This is a genomic window from Acinetobacter sp. YH12043 (assembly GCF_013419915.1).
GTDB lineage: Bacteria > Pseudomonadota > Gammaproteobacteria > Pseudomonadales > Moraxellaceae > Acinetobacter.
Genome location: NZ_VOZD01000033.1, coordinates 15,199 through 33,259 on the forward strand (window position 1 = coordinate 15,199; position 18,061 = coordinate 33,259).

Below are 18,061 nucleotides of genomic sequence, written 5' to 3' on the forward strand. Positions count from 1 at the left end.
TGACGAATACCGTATTTTAGGCAAAAATAGAGGGAACAAACAATTCCTTTTATTGATATTTGTTATATATAGGGCTGTTAAATTTGAAAAAACTGCGATGATTTGATAAAAGGCTTAGGGAATGAGAATCATCATCAGCTAAGCCCTATGCGGGATAGGGCTTAGAAGAGATTTTAACTTGGCTGTTTCATGAGATCTTTAAGAGCATAAAGTTGCTGTAATGCTTCACGTGGGCTCAGATTGTCGACATCAATGTCTTCTAATAATTCAAGCGCTGCTGAAGGCTTTTCAATCTCGATGACTTTTTCGATGATTTCAGGCATCGCAAACAGATCATGCTGCGGACTCTGTGGTTTGGCCTGATGCTGCTTTTCCAGAATCTTCAAGCGATGCTGAGCTTCTTTAATTACAGCCGCAGGAATACCTGCCAGTTTAGCCACCTGTAAACCATGACTCTGGCTAGCTGGGCCATGTTGGACTTTATGCAGCAGAATAAGATTGCCATTTAGTTCCTTGGCGGTAACATGGTAGTTATCAATTCCCGCTTCTTTATCCAGTTCGGTCAGCTCAAAATAATGCGTTGCGAACAGACATAGACATTGAATCCGTTTAGTCAGATCCAGCACACAAGCCCAAGCCAGGGACAGCCCGTCATAAGTACTGGTTCCACGACCCACTTCATCCATCAGAACCAGAGATTGACTGGTAGCATGATGCAGAATTTGCGAAGTTTCCGTCATTTCCACCATAAAGGTTGATTTGCCAGTCGACAAATCATCTGCAGAGCCAATCCGGGTAAAGATTCGGTCAATTGGACCCAGTGTTGTCGATTGCGCTGGCACATAACTACCGCAATAAGCCAGTAGGGCAATCAGGGCAGTCTGGCGCATAAAGGTGGATTTACCACCCATATTTGGACCGGTGATAATGGCCATACGGTGCTGATAATCCAGCTGGGTATCATTTGGAGTAAAGGCTGCCTTGCTTAAGGCTTCAACCACAGGATGACGGCCGGCAACGATTTTCACACCAATTTCAGGGCTGAATTTTGGTCGTGCCCAATTGCGTAAACGTGCCTGATGGGCAAAGTTTGCCAACAGATCGATCTGGGCAATCGCACTGCTCATCATCTGTAGATTGCCAATATCCTGACGCAGTTCATCCAGCAACATTTCGAATAGCATTTTCTCGCGAGCAAGTGCACGGGATTCGCTAGACAATACTTTATCTTCAAAAGCTTTTAGTTCAGGCGTGATATAACGCTCAGCATTTTTCAGCGTTTGGCGACGGATATAATGTTCAGGTGCCTGTTCAGCTTGTGCACGAGTCAGTTCGATATAATAACCACTGACACGGTTATAGCCGATTTTCAGGGTAGGAATGCCACTTTGCTCCCGTTCCTTAATTTCCAGATCAATCAGGAACTGGCCGGCATGATCACGGATTTTACGCAGCTCATCCAGCTCGCTATCGAAACCTTCTGCAATGACATTGCCATCACGTAGCAGTACCGGCGGATTTTCAACAATAGCTGACATCAGGCGCTGATGCAGGCCATGAAAATCGCCCAGTTCTTCATTCAGCTGTTGCAATAATTTCGAATTCTGCTGACTTAACAGCGGTTGTAACGCATGGCGTAAAAATGGAATCTGTGCACAAGCTTGACGTAATTGAACCAGATCGCGTGGACGAGCACTACCTAAAGCGATACGGCTGAGTACACGTTCAATATCACTGATTTCTTTTAAGACAAGACGGACTGGCGATTCATGGAAACCTTCAAGCAATGCCTGTGTCGCATCCAGTCGCTCATCCAGTATCGCAGTATCACGAAGCGGTTGCATCAGGGTGCGGCTAAGCAGACGGCCACCCATAGCGGTCTGACAGTCATTGATCAGCTGAAACAATGAAGTGCCATGTTCAAATAAAGGCTCAATCAATTCGAGGTTGCGACGGGTGACTGGATCCAGTGCAATAAAGTCTGAACTTTGTTCCAGTTGAATGGTTCGGATATGCGGTAAAGCCGTTTTCTGGGTTTCTTTAGCATAGTGAATCAATGCAGCCGCAGCAGCTTTGGCCAAAGGCAGATGATCAATTCCGAAACCTGAAAGTGTACTTACTGCAAACTGGTCGCATAAGGTCTTCTGGGCATTGTTCTGGTTGAAGTCGACATTCGGACGTTTACTGATTGGAACATCTAGCTGTTGTTTTAAGTGTTCTATCAGTGCCTGATCTTGCAGATTTTCATCCACCACAATTTCGCTTGGCATCAGGCGTGCCAACTCAATGGCTAACTGACTTAAGTCATAATCGATTTGCTGGACTTTAAATAAACCCGCACTCAGATCGAGAAGTGCAATTCCGATTTGTTGCTGGTGAACACACAGAGCAACCAGGTTGGAGGTTTGATGCGCACCTAATAAGGCATCATCAGTTAAAGTCCCGGGAGTGATAATTCGGACGACCCCACGTTCAACTGGACCTTTACCAGTCACTTCACCGATCTGCTCGCAGATCACCACCGTTTCGCCTTTTTTTACCAGACGAGCCAGATATCCTTCAGCAGCATGGAAAGGTACACCGGCCATCGGAATTGGCTGACCATTGGCTTTACCGCGATGGGTCAGGGTAATGCCTAAAATTTTGGCGGCCTTATGGGCATCTTCAAAGAACAGTTCATAGAAATCACCCATGCGATAGAACATCAATGAGTGTGGATGCTGCATTTTGACCGACATGTATTGCTGCATCATGGGCGTTAAGCTAGAGAGATCAGCCACAAGTTCTGAACTGGTCATTAAGAAAAAATCCTTTAAATATATAAAGCAAAACCGAAATCTTTTTCCGAAACACTATCCTCGGAAAACCTGGAAAATAGCCTAAGCTAAAATCCTGTAAAAACTGGTTTGAATGTCAAAAATAATTGCCTCAAGTCTAACAAATTTAATTTTTAGAAAGAAACATAAATCCGCAGGAATCTGTATTTGTACGGACTTAGTCGATATAAAGCATAAAAGGGTATTGATACATGGGTTGCCCATAAAAAAAGCCACCGATAGGCAGCTTTTTTATATCGCTTATCAAAATTTAATCAGGATCATACAATCCCAAGTCGACCAGATGTAATCTGAGAAGGCGGCGGAGTTCCAGTACAGCCTCGGGAGTTTCCTGAACGGAATGTCCACCTTTGATAATTTTATTGGAAGCCGCACCTTCAAGATATGCACTCTGATAAGCGACGACATCATCAGTCATAATATTTTCATCATCGCTATCTGTATTGTTGCCAATAATCGAGTGAAATTTGAAACCTGGTGCCGGATTAATATCTTTAGTCAGTGCCGTGAATTTTGATTTCTTACTAAGATCACTCGGCCCATTCTGAATCAGGTCACGACCAACTTCATGCAGAAAATCACTTAAGCCAATTTCACCTTGGACAGTATCGGCAAATGCACCCAAAAAGGCACTCGGCACACGAATAATTTTACGTGCCAATTTGGTATGCCAGCGATCTGCATAATCGGTCCCTTTATGCGGTGCTGCCAGGAAAATAGCACGACTGAAATTCGGAACAGGCTGCATTTTGAAACGCGCTTTAAAGAGTGGATTGTCCCGGAACTTGGTCAGCTTTGAATCTTTTACAATATTAAAAGCGGGCTCGGTAATATCTGCATCACTCACCAATAGACGGGCAATGACACCACCCATACTGTGTCCGACCAGTACAGCTTCTTTTTTGGCTGGTGCATTATTGCTAATACGCGCGAAACCTTGTTGAAGCAGCGCATTAATCTGGAAACGGCTTTCCAGAATAGGCATGTTGGTTGAGTAGAAGACCTGCCACACCTGGAAATTTTCTCTTAAGACCGGATCACCCATAATATCATTCGTTAAACGAATCCAGGCTTCCGGGCTGCTGGCCAAACCATGAATCAGCAATAAAACCTTCTTATTTGGATTGTAAGGTTCCAGCATAAACAGATGCGGCATGACCAGATTATCGTCACGATTGATCAGTGTCAGATAAGCTGCGCGTCCCAGATTGTTTTCTGCCAGCCATAGCCCATAAGGCGCTGAAAAGTTTGCCGCTAAAGCATATTCCTTATTGGCAACTTTAATCTTGTCATATTTATACGGGTCATAAAGTTTTAAATGGAAGTTGCTGTTATTCAGGATCTGTTCTACAGAGTTTGCTGATTCTGGAATGGCGGTAATCGTGGTTGCCAGATAACGTGCTGAATGAATAAAAGGATTTATGCCATTTTGATATTGGTGATTTAGTGGATCGACCAGATATTTTTTATCTTTTTTGGAAATTTCTTCTTCTGGCAAGACCACCAGAAACTCAGAGCCGAAACCGTCACGACGGGTAATCGAGCGCAGACCAGAGAAGTTCATGTTATAGGTCGACATTAACTGTTCAATTGGCTGATTCTTGAGCTGGGGGAAATTGTCCAGATTAATGGTATAGACGCTGTTGCCAACCTGCAGACGTTGACCGGCTTCTTTAGTTTTATAACGTTCCGCGTAGATCTGGATTAAATGAGCAATTGCCAGGTTATAAAAGTCACGAATCTGAACTTGTCGGTTGTCGAAGATCCGGTCCTGTGGTGCACGTTCAGTCTGAAACAGATAGGCATAACTGTAGCGGATACTTTTATCCAGCATTTGTAACTGCTGTTCCTGACATTTTTGCAGGTTCTGGGTTTGCAGTTGCTGTTTTTCTTCAGATCGGGTCTTAGCCAGAGCACTGGTTTTACATTCAGCCGATTTACCAAGCTGGAGTGATTTAGCTAGATATAATTCACTCGATGTTGAAAGTAATTGCTCATCCAGAATCTGTGGAATTTCTTGTAGCTCTTTCACACATTCTTCTGGATTATTTTCACAGACTTGTGCTTCACGTCCGGTCATGGACAGGACATTCAGACTGGCTTCACTCAACTTATCGCGTGTAAGAATGCTATCGCGTTCATTATTGATGGTGACATTAATAGCCTGCTCTTTAACACTCACCACCTGACAGCCACTCAGTACAGCTGTCATGAGTACAGTGCAAAGTAATGCTATCTTATTTATTTTCTCGTGCATAAAGACTTTGAACACTCATTTAAAATTATAAAGCTTGATAATGCTTTGTATTTTACTAATTTTTTCCCATAAAAATAGACCGCCGCAGCGGTCTATTTGTAATATTATGAATCTGAAATATAGCTTATTGTGCTGGTGTAGGCGCAGGGGTTGTTGGTGCAGGAGCGGCTGTTTGCATGACTTGCCATACGTTCCAGCGACCCTGTTTTTCAATTTCCTGAATCAGACGATCAGCGACTTCAGCTTCTTGCGGATATTTAATTTTGTAATTATTCAGAACCTGAACAGCATTCTTTTTATTTTCCATGGCAATGTAGTTATTTGCCGCAGATAAATAAGCTTCCTGAACACCTGCCTGCATTGCCTTGTCCAGATACTGAATTGCTTCGCGGTGACCACCACCTTCAGACAGACCAAAACCGAACCAGAAGTTTGCTTCAGCATCATCCTGGTTAATACGAAGAATGCGCTGTGCATAGGTCATTGATTTGGTGGTATAGATAGAACCCAAATCAAGATTACGTGCCATCACGCTGGCCTTAAATGCACGCATTAAGACATCAAATGAAGCATTCGGACGTGAAGCCAAGGTATCCAGCTGTTGAGAAACTTCGCGAAGTTTTGCTTCAAAACCACGGCGTTCCTGACGGTCGCTAAAGCGGGGTGGATAATGACGCGCTTTACCTTCTACCATCTGCAAGAAATCATCGATTTCGGTAATGTCGATTTCATTTTCATTGGCAAGTGCTGCATAACGCATACTGCGTGTATTGCTATCCACCATCGGGATGATCAGCTTGTTCACATCTAGGGTTAACTGTTTAGACGGATCTTTAGGATCAGTGACCACCATTTTCGTCACTGGCTGCGCAGCGGCTTTTTGCAAATGAACTTCAAATGGAGGTGGTTCGTTATAGTTAAATGGATTTAAAGCATAAAATGGCGGAGTAAGTTCAGGTTCAACAAAAACTACCTGATCAGCTGGTTTCTGTTCTTGTTTGCTTGAGGTCGGTGCCATAGAGCACGCCGTCATGGTAAAAGCTAAGCAAGCAATTGCTAAGGGCTTCAAGGTCATAATATCCGTCCATTCATGTTATTTTTTAAAACATCTATTCAAAAAATGCATGATCGTCAGTCTATGAAAAGTGCTGCGATCATGCAAGCAAATGCGTGTTACAAAAGAATTACGATTTACAGTCAGGCTTTGGACTGACTGGTTTGTGCTTCGCACTCACGGCGCGCATCTTCCAGAATTTTAAGTTCTTCCTTACTGAATGGCTGTTCATTCAACTGGTTTTTCTTGAAAGTTGGGTCAAGCAGAGACAGGCGGTTACACAGTGTATTCATGCGTTTTTCATTTTGTTGAATACGGTCAAGTAGAACACGCATACCTTCCAGAATCGGGTCTGTCTGATCCTGTGTAGTTGCATAAGGCTGGAAACCAATGCTTTCCGCATAATCACGACGACGTGCTTCAGCATCCTCTTTTGGCTGGTCTTTGGTAATAAATCGGGCAGGATTGCCGACCGCTGTGGTATTCGGCGGAACTGCTTTGGTAACCACAGCATTGGAACCAACCTTGGCATTTTTACCTACCGTGAATGGCCCCAGGATTTTGGCACCTGCACCAACAACAACACCATCTTCCAGAGTCGGGTGACGCTTGCCTTTATTCCAGGTGGTACCACCCAAAGTCACACCATGATACAAGGTGACATCATCGCCAATTTCCGCAGTTTCACCAATCACAACGCCCATGCCATGATCAATGAAAAAACGTTTACCAATCTTGGCACCTGGGTGAATTTCGATCCCTGTTGCAAAACGGCTAAAAGAGGACAAAACACGCGCTGTACCTTTACAGTCTTTTTTCCATAGCTCATGTGCCATGCGATGCATAATCAGTGCATGGATGCCAGGGTAGGTGGTTAAGACTTCTAAGGTATTGCGTGCTGCAGGATCGCGCGCAAAGACAGCTTGGATATCTTCTTTGAGCTGTTTTAGCATTAGTTTTGATCCTCATCCTGTTGTGATGTATGGGAAGATTTTTTCCAGGTGTCGTTATTCAGTGCCTGAACACGAGTGAAAATACCACGAAGTAAGTGATATTCCATACGATCTAATTGTATACGTCCGAAAAGGCGACGCAAGCGTAAAGGAAGTAATCGTGGGTTTTTTGGATCCATAAATTCAATTTCTGCCAGCATTTTTTCCAGATGCGGGTAGAACTGTTCCATCTGTTCATGGGTCACCAGTGGTTCATCCCATTCCATTTCAATGCCATCAATGACTTGCATGGTGGCTTTAGGATCACGAGGATGTTCAACCTGATCCAGTGCTGCCATACGCAGTTCATAGCAGATCACCTGAATGGCTTGAGCAACATTCAAAACACCATAATCCGTATTCACAGGAATGGTTAAGTGATAATTCGCCATTGCCAGTTCTTCATTGGTCAGACCGCGGTCTTCACGGCCAAACAGAATCGCAATTTCCTGTTTTTCTTGCACCACAGCAGAAAGTGCTTTTTCTGCCGCTGGACGGACATCTAGTAAAGGCCATGGAATGGTGCGGCTACGCGCACTGGTCCCAAAGACGATCTGGCAATCCTTAATGGCTTCTTCTAGCGTTTCTACGATTTCAATCTGCTCGATCAGATCGGTTGCACCTGCAGCTAGGGCATCAATGTCCGGATGTGGGTAGGTTTTAGGCGCAACCAGAACCAGCTTGCACAGGCCCATGGTTTTCATGGCACGTAAGGCACTACCAATATTGGCAGGCAGGGTAGTATTAACCATGACAATACGCACATGAGAGAGATGTGCTGAAACAGCAGCATTGTCAATTTGACTCATGATGATTCCAGTTTGGATATATTAAAATGGGAGATTTATGAATATTGCGGTTGAGACTCAGCTTCATACTGTGCTAAGGCATCGTCCATGCTCATGTCAGCAGGTGGAGGCGGAACCTCGACCGGCTTGGCTTGTTCATAAGATACGGCACGTGCAGCTTTAGACTTCACCTGATACTCGATATAGAGCGCAGTCTTGCCAAAATAATCACGCAGCTTGGCGAGAAGATCATCCAGCGGCGCAACTTTCCAGCTTAAACCCAGATGCAGTTCGGCCGTGGCATAGCCATAATCCAGATATAGAATCACGGGAATATGCGTGCTCATGTCCACATTGGTATATGGCACTAGAATCTGCTGCAAGTCACGGCTGAGGGTTTTGCTGTAATGTTCAGCTTGCAAGGTAATCTTGATGCTGTTAGCACGTTTCTGACGGATTTCATTCAGACTAAAGGCCTTAGTTAAACGACCGAGTGGACGGTCAAAACCTTCACGTTCGTAGATTTCACCTTCAATCACTACCACTTTATCGACCTGAACGATGTCTTTAAAGCGCTGGAAGCGTTCATGGTTGGTGGAAATTTCGATACGTGCCGTACCATCATCTAATGTCACCATCATCCGGTTCGGGAAGTTAGCGACATCGACTACCAGACCGGCAAACACAGTCGTTACACCACGACGGGTTGGGGTTAATTCATTGATCTGACAAGGTACAAAAGCTTTTAGTTCATTACGATATACATCAATTGGGTGACCAGTCAGGTATAGACCTAAGGTATCTTTTTCACCTTTCAGACGAACTTCATCTGACCAAGGTTTCACCGGTTTGGCAGGTTTACGTTGGACTTCTTCAACTTCCCCGAACAGATCCATGATCCCGGTTTCACGGTTCTGACGCGCCTGATCCGCAGCTTGTACCGCTTCAGGCAATTGTGCCATTAGGTCAGCACGTTCAATGCCTAGACAATCTAGTGCACCCGCACGGATCAAGGCTTCGAGCGTACGTTTGTTGATTTTCTTCAGGTCAATACGGTGACAGAAGTCAAACAGGTCTTTATATGGACCTTCTTTCTGACGTGATTCAATCACGGACTGCATTGCCGCTTCACCGACGCCTTTAATCGCACCCAAACCATAAACAATGGTTTTTGGATCGCTGGCATGGAACTGGTAAATCGACATATTCACCGATGGTGGTAATACTTCCAGTCCGTTATGACGGCAATCATCAATCAGGAACACCACGTTATCAGTGTTCTGCATTTCCGAGGTCATCACCGCTGACATGAATTCAGCAGGATAATGCGCTTTCAACCAAGCTGTTTGATAGGCGACAAGTGCATAGGCTGCAGCATGCGATTTGTTAAAGCCATAGCCTGCGAATTTTTCCATATAGTCGAAGATATGGTTCGCCGTTGCTTCATCGATATCTTTTTTCGCAGCACCTTCAATGAAGATCTTACGCTGCTTGACCATTTCTTCAGGTTTTTTCTTACCCATCGCACGACGAAGTAAGTCCGCACCACCCAAGCTATAGCCGGCACAGAACTGTGCCGACTGCATTACCTGTTCTTGGTATACCATGATCCCGTAAGTCGGCTCTAATACCTTTTCCAGTAATGGATGCAGGTATTCAAACTCGCCACCATGCATACGATGGATAAAGTCAGGAATCAGATCCATTGGACCCGGACGATATAACGATACGAAGGCGATAATTTCTTCGAACTTGCTAGGACGTGCTTCCTTCAACATCTTTTTCATGCCGACGGATTCAAACTGGAATACCGCGGTGGTATTCGCCGTCGCGAAGATGTTATAGGCTGGCTTGTCATCCAGCGGAATATAGGAAATATTCACCGGTTCGGTCACGTCTGGGCGTGCATTGATGTGCTTGATGGCATCTTCAATAACGGTCAGGTTACGTAGACCCAAGAAGTCGAATTTCACTAGACCGGCAGCTTCGACATCATCCTTATCAAATTGAGCAACACGTGCTGTACCATCCGCATCACACATCACGGCTGAATAGTCGGTCAGTTTGGTCGGTGCAATCACTACACCACCGGCATGTTTACCGGTATTACGGGTAATGCCTTCAAGCTTGAGTGCCATTTCCCAGATTTCTGAGGCATCGTCATAATCGGGATTCGATGGATTGGTGACGATATCTTTCAGTTGAGGTTCAGCTTCCAATGATTCTTCAAGGCTTAAACCCAGAGGCTTGGTTGGAATCAGTTTGGAAATACGATCAGCCAGACCATAAGATTTACCCAAGACACGGGCTACATCTCGAATCGCACCTTTCGCTGCCATGGTACCGAAAGTCGCAATTTGCGATACCGCATCACGACCATAAGTCCGTGCCACATAGTCAATTACGCGGTCACGACCAGCGATACAGAAATCGACGTCAAAGTCGGGCATCGAAACACGTTCCGGGTTCAAGAAACGTTCGAACAGCAGGTCATAGCGCAGAGGATCAAGATCGGTAATTTTCAAACTATAGGCTACGAGGGAACCCGCACCTGAACCACGGCCCGGACCTACCGGTACGCCATTTCCTTTGGACCATTGAATGAAGTCCATGACGATCAAGAAGTACCCTGGGAAGCCCATATCCAGAATAATCTTGATCTCAAAGGCCAGACGTTCATCATAAGGCTGACGGATTATAGGCCAGTCTTCTTCACGTTTTTCTGGTGGATACAGGAAGTTCAGGCGTTCTTCTAAACCTTCTTCACATAAATGTGTGAAGTAGGTGTCAATAGTATGGCCTTCAGGAATTGGATAATCTGGTAGATCGTTGAAACCTAAACGTAGGGTGACATTACAACGTTTTGCGATATGGAAGGTGTTTTCAATCGCGGTTGGAATATCGCTAAACAGTTCCGCCATTTCTGTTGAGCTTTTAAAATATTGCTCAGGGCTATAGGTTTTAGGACGGCGATTATCACCAAGCACATAACCATCTGCGATACAGACACGCGCTTCATGTGCTTCAAAGTCTTCACGTGCAATAAAATGCACATCATTATGTGCAACTACACCAATATTATATTTCTTTGCGAGCTTTACCGCTTCTTCAATGAAAGTATCTTCATTAGCACGGCCAGTGCGGGTGAGGGCGAGATAAACACGATTTCCAAATTTCTCTACCCATTCTTGCAGTAGCGGTTCAGCTTTATCGGGATTTGAAGTAATCAGCATTTTGCCGACATCGGACTGCATACCGAGCAATACGATCATGTCATCGTGCTGATTCAAGATCCAATCTTTTTGTACGCAAGGAATATCCAGTTGCTGGCCGCTGATATAACCTTCAGACACCAGTTCGGTCAGGTTGCGCCAGCCTTTGTTGGTCATGGAAAGCAGGGTAACCCGATGCTCAGCATCATTCAGACGAATTTCAGAGCCAAGAATCGGTTTGATGCCTTTATCCAAACATTTTTTATAGAATTTAACAGCAGCATGTAAATTAGATAAATCAGTCAGCGCGAGTGCTGGCATCTCGTCATTCGCAGCAGCTTTGACCAAGTCAGGTATACGTACGATGGATTCAGTAATCGAAAATTCTGTATGAATACCAAGATGAACAAAGTGCATAAATGAGTTCCTGCAAAAACCACTCGATAGTTTAGCACGGGATTTATTGTTTCAGTTTGAAATTGAGGGGAAATGCTGAACTTTTAGATTGTGAATTAGAATTGACTTAAAGCTATGCTTATCATTTTATCGAAATAGAACTACGTATCCAAATTGAATTTGTATGAGGCGACATGGATGTCGCCGTTGGCTTGTGATACAGGGAAGTATCATCAAGCTAACAGAAGATTTTTGTTACTTTGCATAGCAGTGCTATTCATCTTTCAAAAGTAAAAGAAGAATTTCAAGTGTCAGTAAGTTTATTCATAAAGTTATTTGAAAATTAGAATTTCATTATTTTTACTTTAATTTAAATTTTGAGTAGTTATGCCTTACTTTTGACGGGCCAAAAGTAACAAAACCCCTCGTTGATCTGATGGCACTTCCTGAGCAAGCTTTAAGCATTGCTTTAAAGCTTGTGTAAGACAGATCAACGGCAGCATCCATGCTGCTAAGCCATGTATCAAATGTTCGCTTCGATGTTTAAGATGCAGCTATTTTATGGGTAGAAAATAAAACCCTCAAAAAGAGGGCTTTATTTACTTAGGAATTTAGCTTAACGAAGTCGCGATAACCAGTCGCCAACACTTTGTACAATCTGCACCAGAATCAATAAGACAATCACGGTCATGATCACCACAGATGTATCAAAACGCTGATAACCATAAGAGATCGCTAAGTCACCAATACCACCAGCACCAACGGCACCCGCCATTGCGGTTGCACCAATCAGGCTAATGGTTGCTGTGGTCAGGTTCAGAATCAGTGAGCTACGTGCTTCTGGCAGAATAAACTTAAAGATAATCTGCATTGGTGTTGCACCCATGGCTTGTGCAGATTCGATAATCCCCTCATTCACTTCTAGCAGAGAAGTCTCGACTAGACGACCAATATAAGGACCGACATAAATAGTCAGAGGCACAATCGCTGCCCAAGTACCAATTGATGTTCCGACCAAAAACTTGGTTAGTGGAATCACTGCAATCAGCAGAATAATAAAGGGTAGGGAACGTAGTGCATTCACAATCGGGTTTAGAGCATGATAAATCACACGGTTTGGCAGAATCCCGTTTGGGCGAGTGACAAGTAAAATGATCGCCTGAATAAAGCCCCAGATACAGCCAAACAGCATTGCGAAGAATACCATGTGGAAAGTTTCTTGCAACGCAGTGACAAACTGATCCATCGATAGGGAGCTTTTCCAGAATGGCGCAGTAATAGTGGTCAACCACTGTACAATTAAGTCTCTCATTCTTGTACTCCTGCCTGATCTACCTGTACGCCGTTATCTCTCAGATATTGCATTGCTGCTGTGATTTGCGCTGGATCACCAAGAAGCTGGATAAACATCTGGCCAATCACCGACCCATTAATTTCTGTCATATTGGCAAACAGGATATTCAAGCTGATATCGAACTGTTTAATCACACCCTGAATCACGGTTTCCTGCGCAGAGCTGCCCAGGAATTTTAAACAATAAATACTGTGATGATTCTGATTTTCCAGATTCGCCAGAATATTCACGGGCAAGTTTTGCTGGAGTACTGTCTGAATAAAATTTTTCGTCGTTGGATGCTGTGGCTGACTAAAAATCTGTAGGGTAGAACCCGTTTCAATCACATCACCTTTTTCCATCACGGCCACATAATCACACACCGTTTCAATCACATCCATTTCATGAGTCACCATGACAATGGTAATGCCTTGTTCCTGATTAATACGTTTCAGAAGTTGCAATACAGACTTGGTGGTTTGTGGATCAAGAGCAGAAGTGGCTTCATCACACAGCAAAATTTTTGGATGATTCGCTAGGGCACGCGCAATACCAACACGCTGCTTTTGACCGCCTGACAATTCATCCGGGAAAGCATGACGCTTATGTTTTAGGTCAATAAAATCCAGCAGTTCTTCGAGACGTTTTTCCCGTTCAGCTTTACTCCAGCCAAGCAACTTCATTGGCATTTCAATATTGGCAGCCACTGTTTTAGTCTGCATCAAGTTAAAATGCTGAAAAATCATGCCGATCTGGGTACGTTCCTGACGCAATGATTTGGCATCCAAAGCAGTAAAGTTCGTGCCATTGATAATCATCTGACCAGAAGTAGGGCGTTCAAGCAGATTAATCAGGCGGATCAGGGTACTTTTACCTGCACCACTATAGCCAATAATGCCAAAGATACTGCCAGTCGGAATCTGCAAATTGATCCGATTCAGGGCACGTAAGGTTTGACCCTTGAGCTCATACTGTTTGGAGATGTCTTTAAATTCAATCATAGTGTCAAATACTGCATCACGAATAAAAAAACAGGCAAGAAATCTTGCCTGTTCTGAATATTGATTATTGTATTACTTTTCTTCGGTTAAATAAGTCACTGGTTTATTTACAGCAACTTTAGTACCACCGAAGTGTTCATCAACATAGGCTTTCACAGCAGGAGTATGATACAACTGGCCAACTTTTTGAAGTACAGGATCATTTTGACGGTCAGCAGCCACAGCTAAAACGTTAACATTCATTTTAGTGCTTTGATCAATCGCTTCGTAGTAGATCGCATCTTTCAATACGTTCAGACCACCTTCCATTGCCAAAGTATTACCTAGAACAATCGCATCCACTTCATCTTTCACACGAACTGCTGTCGCCATTTGAATTGGCTTAATCACAATCTGTTTCGCATTTTCAGTAATGTCAGCAGGCGTACCTTTTACCAGGTCAAAGTTTGGTTTAAGTTTTACCAGACCTGCAGATTGTAATAATAACAATGCACGTGATTCATTCGCGCCATCGTTAGGAATAGCAATTGTCGCACCTTGCTTAAACTCTTCAACTTTTTTCACTTTGCTTGAGTAAATCCCCATTGGCTCAAGATAAGTCGTAGAAAGCGGAGCGATCTTTTGAGTATTGGCGTCGTTATAAGCGACCATATAGGCATAAGACTGGAATGCGTTGACATCAATTTCTTTATTGGCAACAGCAGTATTCATCGCCACATAGTCAGTGAAGTTTTTCACATCAAGTTTGATGCCGGCTTGTTTAGTTTCAGGCAAAGTTGAAATGTAGCGCCATACGTCAGCATCTGAACCAGTGGATGCCATAGTAACTGTTTGCAGTTCACCTGAGTCTTTGTTTTGTGCTGCGTCCGTTGCAGGCTCTTCTTGTTTTCCGCACGCAGTTAAAGTCAGTACAGATGCACTGAGTAAAACGCCAAGTAGCTTTTTCATAAAGATGTCCTAATTCTCGTGTTGCCTAAAGTATATGCATTTTAAGATCATGTTAAAGTGGAGTTTTATTACACTTTCAGCTGACCTTAGATCGAGTCGCATGTGGCTCCGGCAGGGAAAATGCAAATGTACTGCAACAGTTCACGTTAATTCGATCGGGTCAGAGTTCACCAAGCCGCTATATCATTTTTCTATTTGGAGAGAGTAAATAGAGATTTTTAAAAGATATAATCGTATTTGGTGCTCTGAATGGGCGCAATCATAGCAATTATTATTTATTCGATATAGTGGATAAAAACTATTTACTTATCTTTTTAATAGAATATAAATTAGATGAAAATGATCAAAATATCAATGAATACAATATATTATTTTTATTGAAGATAAGGCGGAATTTCATATCGTTTAAAGATTGATCTTTATAAGATTTTATCCAATAGAAATCATAAAAATGAATAAACATGATAAATACATCAGCTCATTAAGCTACTGAAAGATCTTTTTTAATAAATGTTTAGGGAGGATTTGAGCCGTGTCTTATTTACCTGAGTAATTACTTTGATTGATTTCATACAATACATGCCAACATAAAGGGCGATCTTCCGGCAGCTTTGGATGCTGAAATTCTTGAGTCTTTACCATACCTATCTTTTTCATCACAGCCTCAGATGGGGTATTTGATTTGGCAGTAAACGACACAACTTTATCTAGGTTTAAAGTATTAAAGGCATAATCTAGGACTGCACGTGCACCTTCAGTAGCATAACCTCGATGCCAATACTTTTTCGCCAGACGCCAGCCAATTTCAATACAGGGTGAAAACTCAAACAATTCAGGTTGGGGTTGCAGGCCGATAAAACCAATAAATTCTTTAGTCTGTTTTAGTTCAACTGCCCATAAGCCCCAACCATGCTGATTAATTTGCCGTGTTACTTTTTCAATAAATTGTAGGCTTTGTTTAGATGTCAGTGGAGCGGGAAAATAACGCATGACATCCTCATCTGCACACATTTGGATAAATGGGGCAGTATCGGAGTCGTTCCATTGGCGCAGGATCAGGCGAGGGGTTTGTAACAAAATATTCATTAAAATTTATCAAATTTTTTACGGAATGTTAGCCATTTTTTAGATAAGTATGGCCATTCTTTCTGTAAGTTATTTGATGTGGCTAAATTATTAAAATGATTTATTGAGATAAGTGTATGTTCATATGCTGGCACACTCTCATTCTTTAAAATATTGAGAATAGACTGAAGAACTGAATCTATGGCAGGTCTTTTATGCGGTTCTAACGAAGTCATTGCAAGATGTAGATTTAAGAAATCTTGATCTATTGATGGTAAATTATTGAAATTTTTTTCAGAACAACTCCATTTTTTCCAAGGTTTACTTTGAGTCCATTTTTTCGAGAATCCATCCTGTGGTATTGGCCAATGTTCATTTAATTTAGTTCTAGTCGCAGGATGTATACCATTACTCATAATTTCATAAAAAATAATTCCTAAAGAAAAAACATCAGTTTTTTCTGTTAACTCTTCTTTATTTCATTGTTCAGGTGCCATATAAGGACGAGCACCTTCAAAAACTTCAGAATCTTTAAATGCATTAGCTAAACCAAAATCGCCAAGGACTGGAGTTAGATAAATATTATAATCTGATTCAAATTTTATGGGTTTTCGTATAATCCCTTAAAAAAATATTTTCGGGTTTTAGATCTTGATGACTAATAAGACCTCTTTGATAGCAGTGGATCAATGCTACGCAGATGTAAGCCTTCAGTGATAATTTCTGCTCAATGGAATTGTTATTATTTATAAAGTCTCTTAGGGTTCCATCCCAATATCTAAAAAGAGCAATTGACGATCCCATAACTTCTGTAAAGTCAAAAGCCCAATTTACAAAAGGGTGATAGTAATAGTTAAGTTGAACATCTAACTCCCTTATAAACCTTCTGTTAATTTCTTCAGCAGGTAGTGAATCGTTTTTTTAGGAATCTTCGCACATCTATATTTAGATACGACATGATCTGCATATTCGAAGATATATATATCTCCACACATTCCACTTGATATTAATTGAATATTGATAGCTTCACTTTTACATAAATGATGATTTAAAAGATGGAGTTTTAATTTTTCATTTAAATTATGAAGGGTCATAATAGACCTCTTGCGAAAGTAAAAACTGCCTCAATATAGATTTCATGAAATATCAGAAATTAAATCGTTTTTCAGATTCTGAATTCCAGCGCTTGGTTGGTGTACCTCGAGCAGTTTTTAGTGAAATGGTCGAAGTTTTAAAAGAAGCAGAATCACTTAAAAAGAAATTAGGGCGTCCTCATACTTTAGCTATAGAGGATCAATTATTATTAACACTCAATTACTTACGGAGCTACAACACCCAATTGGAATTGGCGGCAAATTACCATATCGCTGAAAGTAATGTGAATCGAACTATTAAAAAGGTTGAAGATGCATTAATGAAATCAAGACGTTTTACCCTGCCAAAACGAAGCATTACCACAGCAGACGAACAATTTAACTGGGTAATTATTGATGCGACAGAATGTTTAATAGAACGCCCGAAAAAAAAAATCAGAGTAAGTTCTACAGTGGTAAAAAGAAGAAACATACGTTAAAAGCCCAAGTGATCTATCATCCGAAGAGCAAACAAATCATAGGAGTAGATATATCGTCTGGCAGTCAGCATGATATTAAATTGGCAAGAAAAACAGTTAAGAAATTCAAACATTGTGACTATGTTATGACCGATTTAGGGTACTATGGGTTAGAGCAAGATGGCTTTAAATTATTGATGCCAATAAAGAAAAAGAAGAATTTACCCTTATTTGATGCTGAGACAAATTACAATAAAATGATTGGAAAAATACGAGTTATAATCGAACACATTAACAGTCAATTGAAAAGATTTAGAATACTAAGTGAACGCTATCGAAATAGACGGAAAAGATTCGGTTTACGCATTAACTTAATCGCTGCACTGGTAAACCGGATGAACTTGCAATAATGACTTTCGCAAGAGATCTAATCATTTTTAAATATTTACTATAAAATCAATATTAGTATAACAATTAAAGTAAAAACCCCGAACATATCGGTAATGCCAGTCAGTTAAGCAAATTTTAGTAAAATGTAGTAAAAATGAGTGTATGTAAATACGCTCATTTTTTTATGTCTTTATCTGAACATTTAGAATCCACTCTTGAACATTCTCTCCCATCAC

The 18,061-nt window shown here is 42.0% G+C and carries 13 protein-coding genes; 1 reads left to right on the forward strand and 12 read right to left on the reverse strand.

What is annotated here, in order from left to right; translation table 11 throughout:
* Window positions 1-173: 173 nt before the first annotated feature.
* From mutS to FTU01_RS15675, 12 genes are all read right to left on the reverse strand, one after another.
* The gene (mutS, locus tag FTU01_RS13815) at window positions 174-2,798 is read right to left on the reverse strand and encodes a DNA mismatch repair protein MutS (RefSeq protein ID WP_180139610.1); all 2,625 of its coding nucleotides are present in this window, start codon (window positions 2,796-2,798) and stop codon (window positions 174-176) included.
* A gap of 289 nt (window positions 2,799-3,087) precedes the next feature.
* Window positions 3,088-5,094: a triacylglycerol lipase gene (locus FTU01_RS13820; protein WP_180139613.1), complete on the reverse strand. Its 2,007-nt coding sequence runs from the start codon at window positions 5,092-5,094 to the stop codon at window positions 3,088-3,090.
* 124 nt (window positions 5,095-5,218) lie between these two features.
* Window positions 5,219-6,169 carry an ABUW_2363 family tetratricopeptide repeat lipoprotein gene (locus FTU01_RS13825; protein ID WP_004786208.1) on the reverse strand — a complete coding sequence of 317 codons (951 nt, stop codon included), beginning with the start codon at window positions 6,167-6,169 and terminating at the stop codon, window positions 5,219-5,221.
* A gap of 122 nt (window positions 6,170-6,291) precedes the next feature.
* Window positions 6,292-7,101, reverse strand: a complete 810-nt coding sequence (gene cysE, locus FTU01_RS13830) for a serine O-acetyltransferase (RefSeq protein ID WP_159122783.1) — start codon at window positions 7,099-7,101, stop codon at window positions 6,292-6,294.
* On the reverse strand, window positions 7,101-7,949 hold the full coding sequence (locus tag FTU01_RS13835) for an RNA methyltransferase (RefSeq protein WP_180139616.1): 849 nt from the start codon (window positions 7,947-7,949) through the stop codon (window positions 7,101-7,103). Before FTU01_RS13835 ends, cysE begins: the two co-directional genes overlap by 1 nt.
* 35 nt (window positions 7,950-7,984) lie before the next feature.
* The gene (gene dnaE, locus FTU01_RS13840; RefSeq protein WP_180139619.1) at window positions 7,985-11,557 is read right to left on the reverse strand and encodes a DNA polymerase III subunit alpha; all 3,573 of its coding nucleotides are present in this window, start codon (window positions 11,555-11,557) and stop codon (window positions 7,985-7,987) included.
* Window positions 11,558-12,152: 595 nt separating this feature from the next.
* Window positions 12,153-12,848: a methionine ABC transporter permease gene (locus FTU01_RS13845; RefSeq protein ID WP_004786199.1), complete on the reverse strand. Its 696-nt coding sequence runs from the start codon at window positions 12,846-12,848 to the stop codon at window positions 12,153-12,155.
* Entirely contained in the window at window positions 12,845-13,870 is a 1,026-nt protein-coding gene (locus FTU01_RS13850) for a methionine ABC transporter ATP-binding protein (protein ID WP_180139622.1), read from the reverse strand. The genes FTU01_RS13845 and FTU01_RS13850 overlap by 4 nt, the downstream gene beginning before the upstream one ends.
* A gap of 72 nt (window positions 13,871-13,942) precedes the next feature.
* Window positions 13,943-14,818 (reverse strand): MetQ/NlpA family ABC transporter substrate-binding protein, encoded by an 876-nt coding sequence (locus tag FTU01_RS13855; protein ID WP_180139624.1) that lies wholly within the window; start codon window positions 14,816-14,818, stop codon window positions 13,943-13,945.
* A 537-nt stretch (window positions 14,819-15,355) separates the two neighbouring features.
* Entirely contained in the window at window positions 15,356-15,895 is a 540-nt protein-coding gene (locus FTU01_RS13860) for a GNAT family N-acetyltransferase (RefSeq protein ID WP_180139633.1), read from the reverse strand.
* An 8-nt stretch (window positions 15,896-15,903) separates the two neighbouring features.
* Window positions 15,904-16,299, reverse strand: a complete 396-nt coding sequence (locus FTU01_RS13865) for a hypothetical protein (protein ID WP_180139627.1) — start codon at window positions 16,297-16,299, stop codon at window positions 15,904-15,906.
* A gap of 178 nt (window positions 16,300-16,477) precedes the next feature.
* Window positions 16,478-16,777 (reverse strand): hypothetical protein, encoded by a 300-nt coding sequence (locus tag FTU01_RS15675; RefSeq protein ID WP_180139637.1) that lies wholly within the window; start codon window positions 16,775-16,777, stop codon window positions 16,478-16,480.
* A gap of 244 nt (window positions 16,778-17,021) precedes the next feature.
* Between FTU01_RS15675 and FTU01_RS13875 the strand changes: the two genes are divergently transcribed.
* Window positions 17,022-17,845 (forward strand): IS5 family transposase gene (locus tag FTU01_RS13875; RefSeq protein WP_180139630.1). Its coding sequence is split into 2 segments (ribosomal slippage): window positions 17,022-17,402 and window positions 17,405-17,845, totalling 822 coding nucleotides; the frame shifts between segments, so codons are not numbered across the junction.
* Window positions 17,846-18,061: the final 216 nt, after the last annotated feature.

What these genes read in the sequence shown, in the direction of transcription:
- mutS (WP_180139610.1), bottom strand. Translation starts at nt 2,798, where the DNA reads ATGACCAGTTCAGAACTTGTGGCTGATCTCTCTAGCTTAACGCCCATG.
- FTU01_RS13820 (WP_180139613.1), bottom strand. Translation starts at nt 5,094, where the DNA reads ATGCACGAGAAAATAAATAAGATAGCATTACTTTGCACTGTACTCATG.
- FTU01_RS13825 (WP_004786208.1), bottom strand. Translation starts at nt 6,169, where the DNA reads ATGACCTTGAAGCCCTTAGCAATTGCTTGCTTAGCTTTTACCATGACG.
- cysE (WP_159122783.1), bottom strand. Translation starts at nt 7,101, where the DNA reads ATGCTAAAACAGCTCAAAGAAGATATCCAAGCTGTCTTTGCGCGCGAT.
- FTU01_RS13835 (WP_180139616.1), bottom strand. Translation starts at nt 7,949, where the DNA reads ATGAGTCAAATTGACAATGCTGCTGTTTCAGCACATCTCTCTCATGTG.
- dnaE (WP_180139619.1), bottom strand. Translation starts at nt 11,557, where the DNA reads ATGCACTTTGTTCATCTTGGTATTCATACAGAATTTTCGATTACTGAA.
- FTU01_RS13845 (WP_004786199.1), bottom strand. Translation starts at nt 12,848, where the DNA reads ATGAGAGACTTAATTGTACAGTGGTTGACCACTATTACTGCGCCATTC.
- FTU01_RS13850 (WP_180139622.1), bottom strand. Translation starts at nt 13,870, where the DNA reads ATGATTGAATTTAAAGACATCTCCAAACAGTATGAGCTCAAGGGTCAA.
- FTU01_RS13855 (WP_180139624.1), bottom strand. Translation starts at nt 14,818, where the DNA reads ATGAAAAAGCTACTTGGCGTTTTACTCAGTGCATCTGTACTGACTTTA.
- FTU01_RS13865 (WP_180139627.1), bottom strand. Translation starts at nt 16,299, where the DNA reads ATGAGTAATGGTATACATCCTGCGACTAGAACTAAATTAAATGAACAT.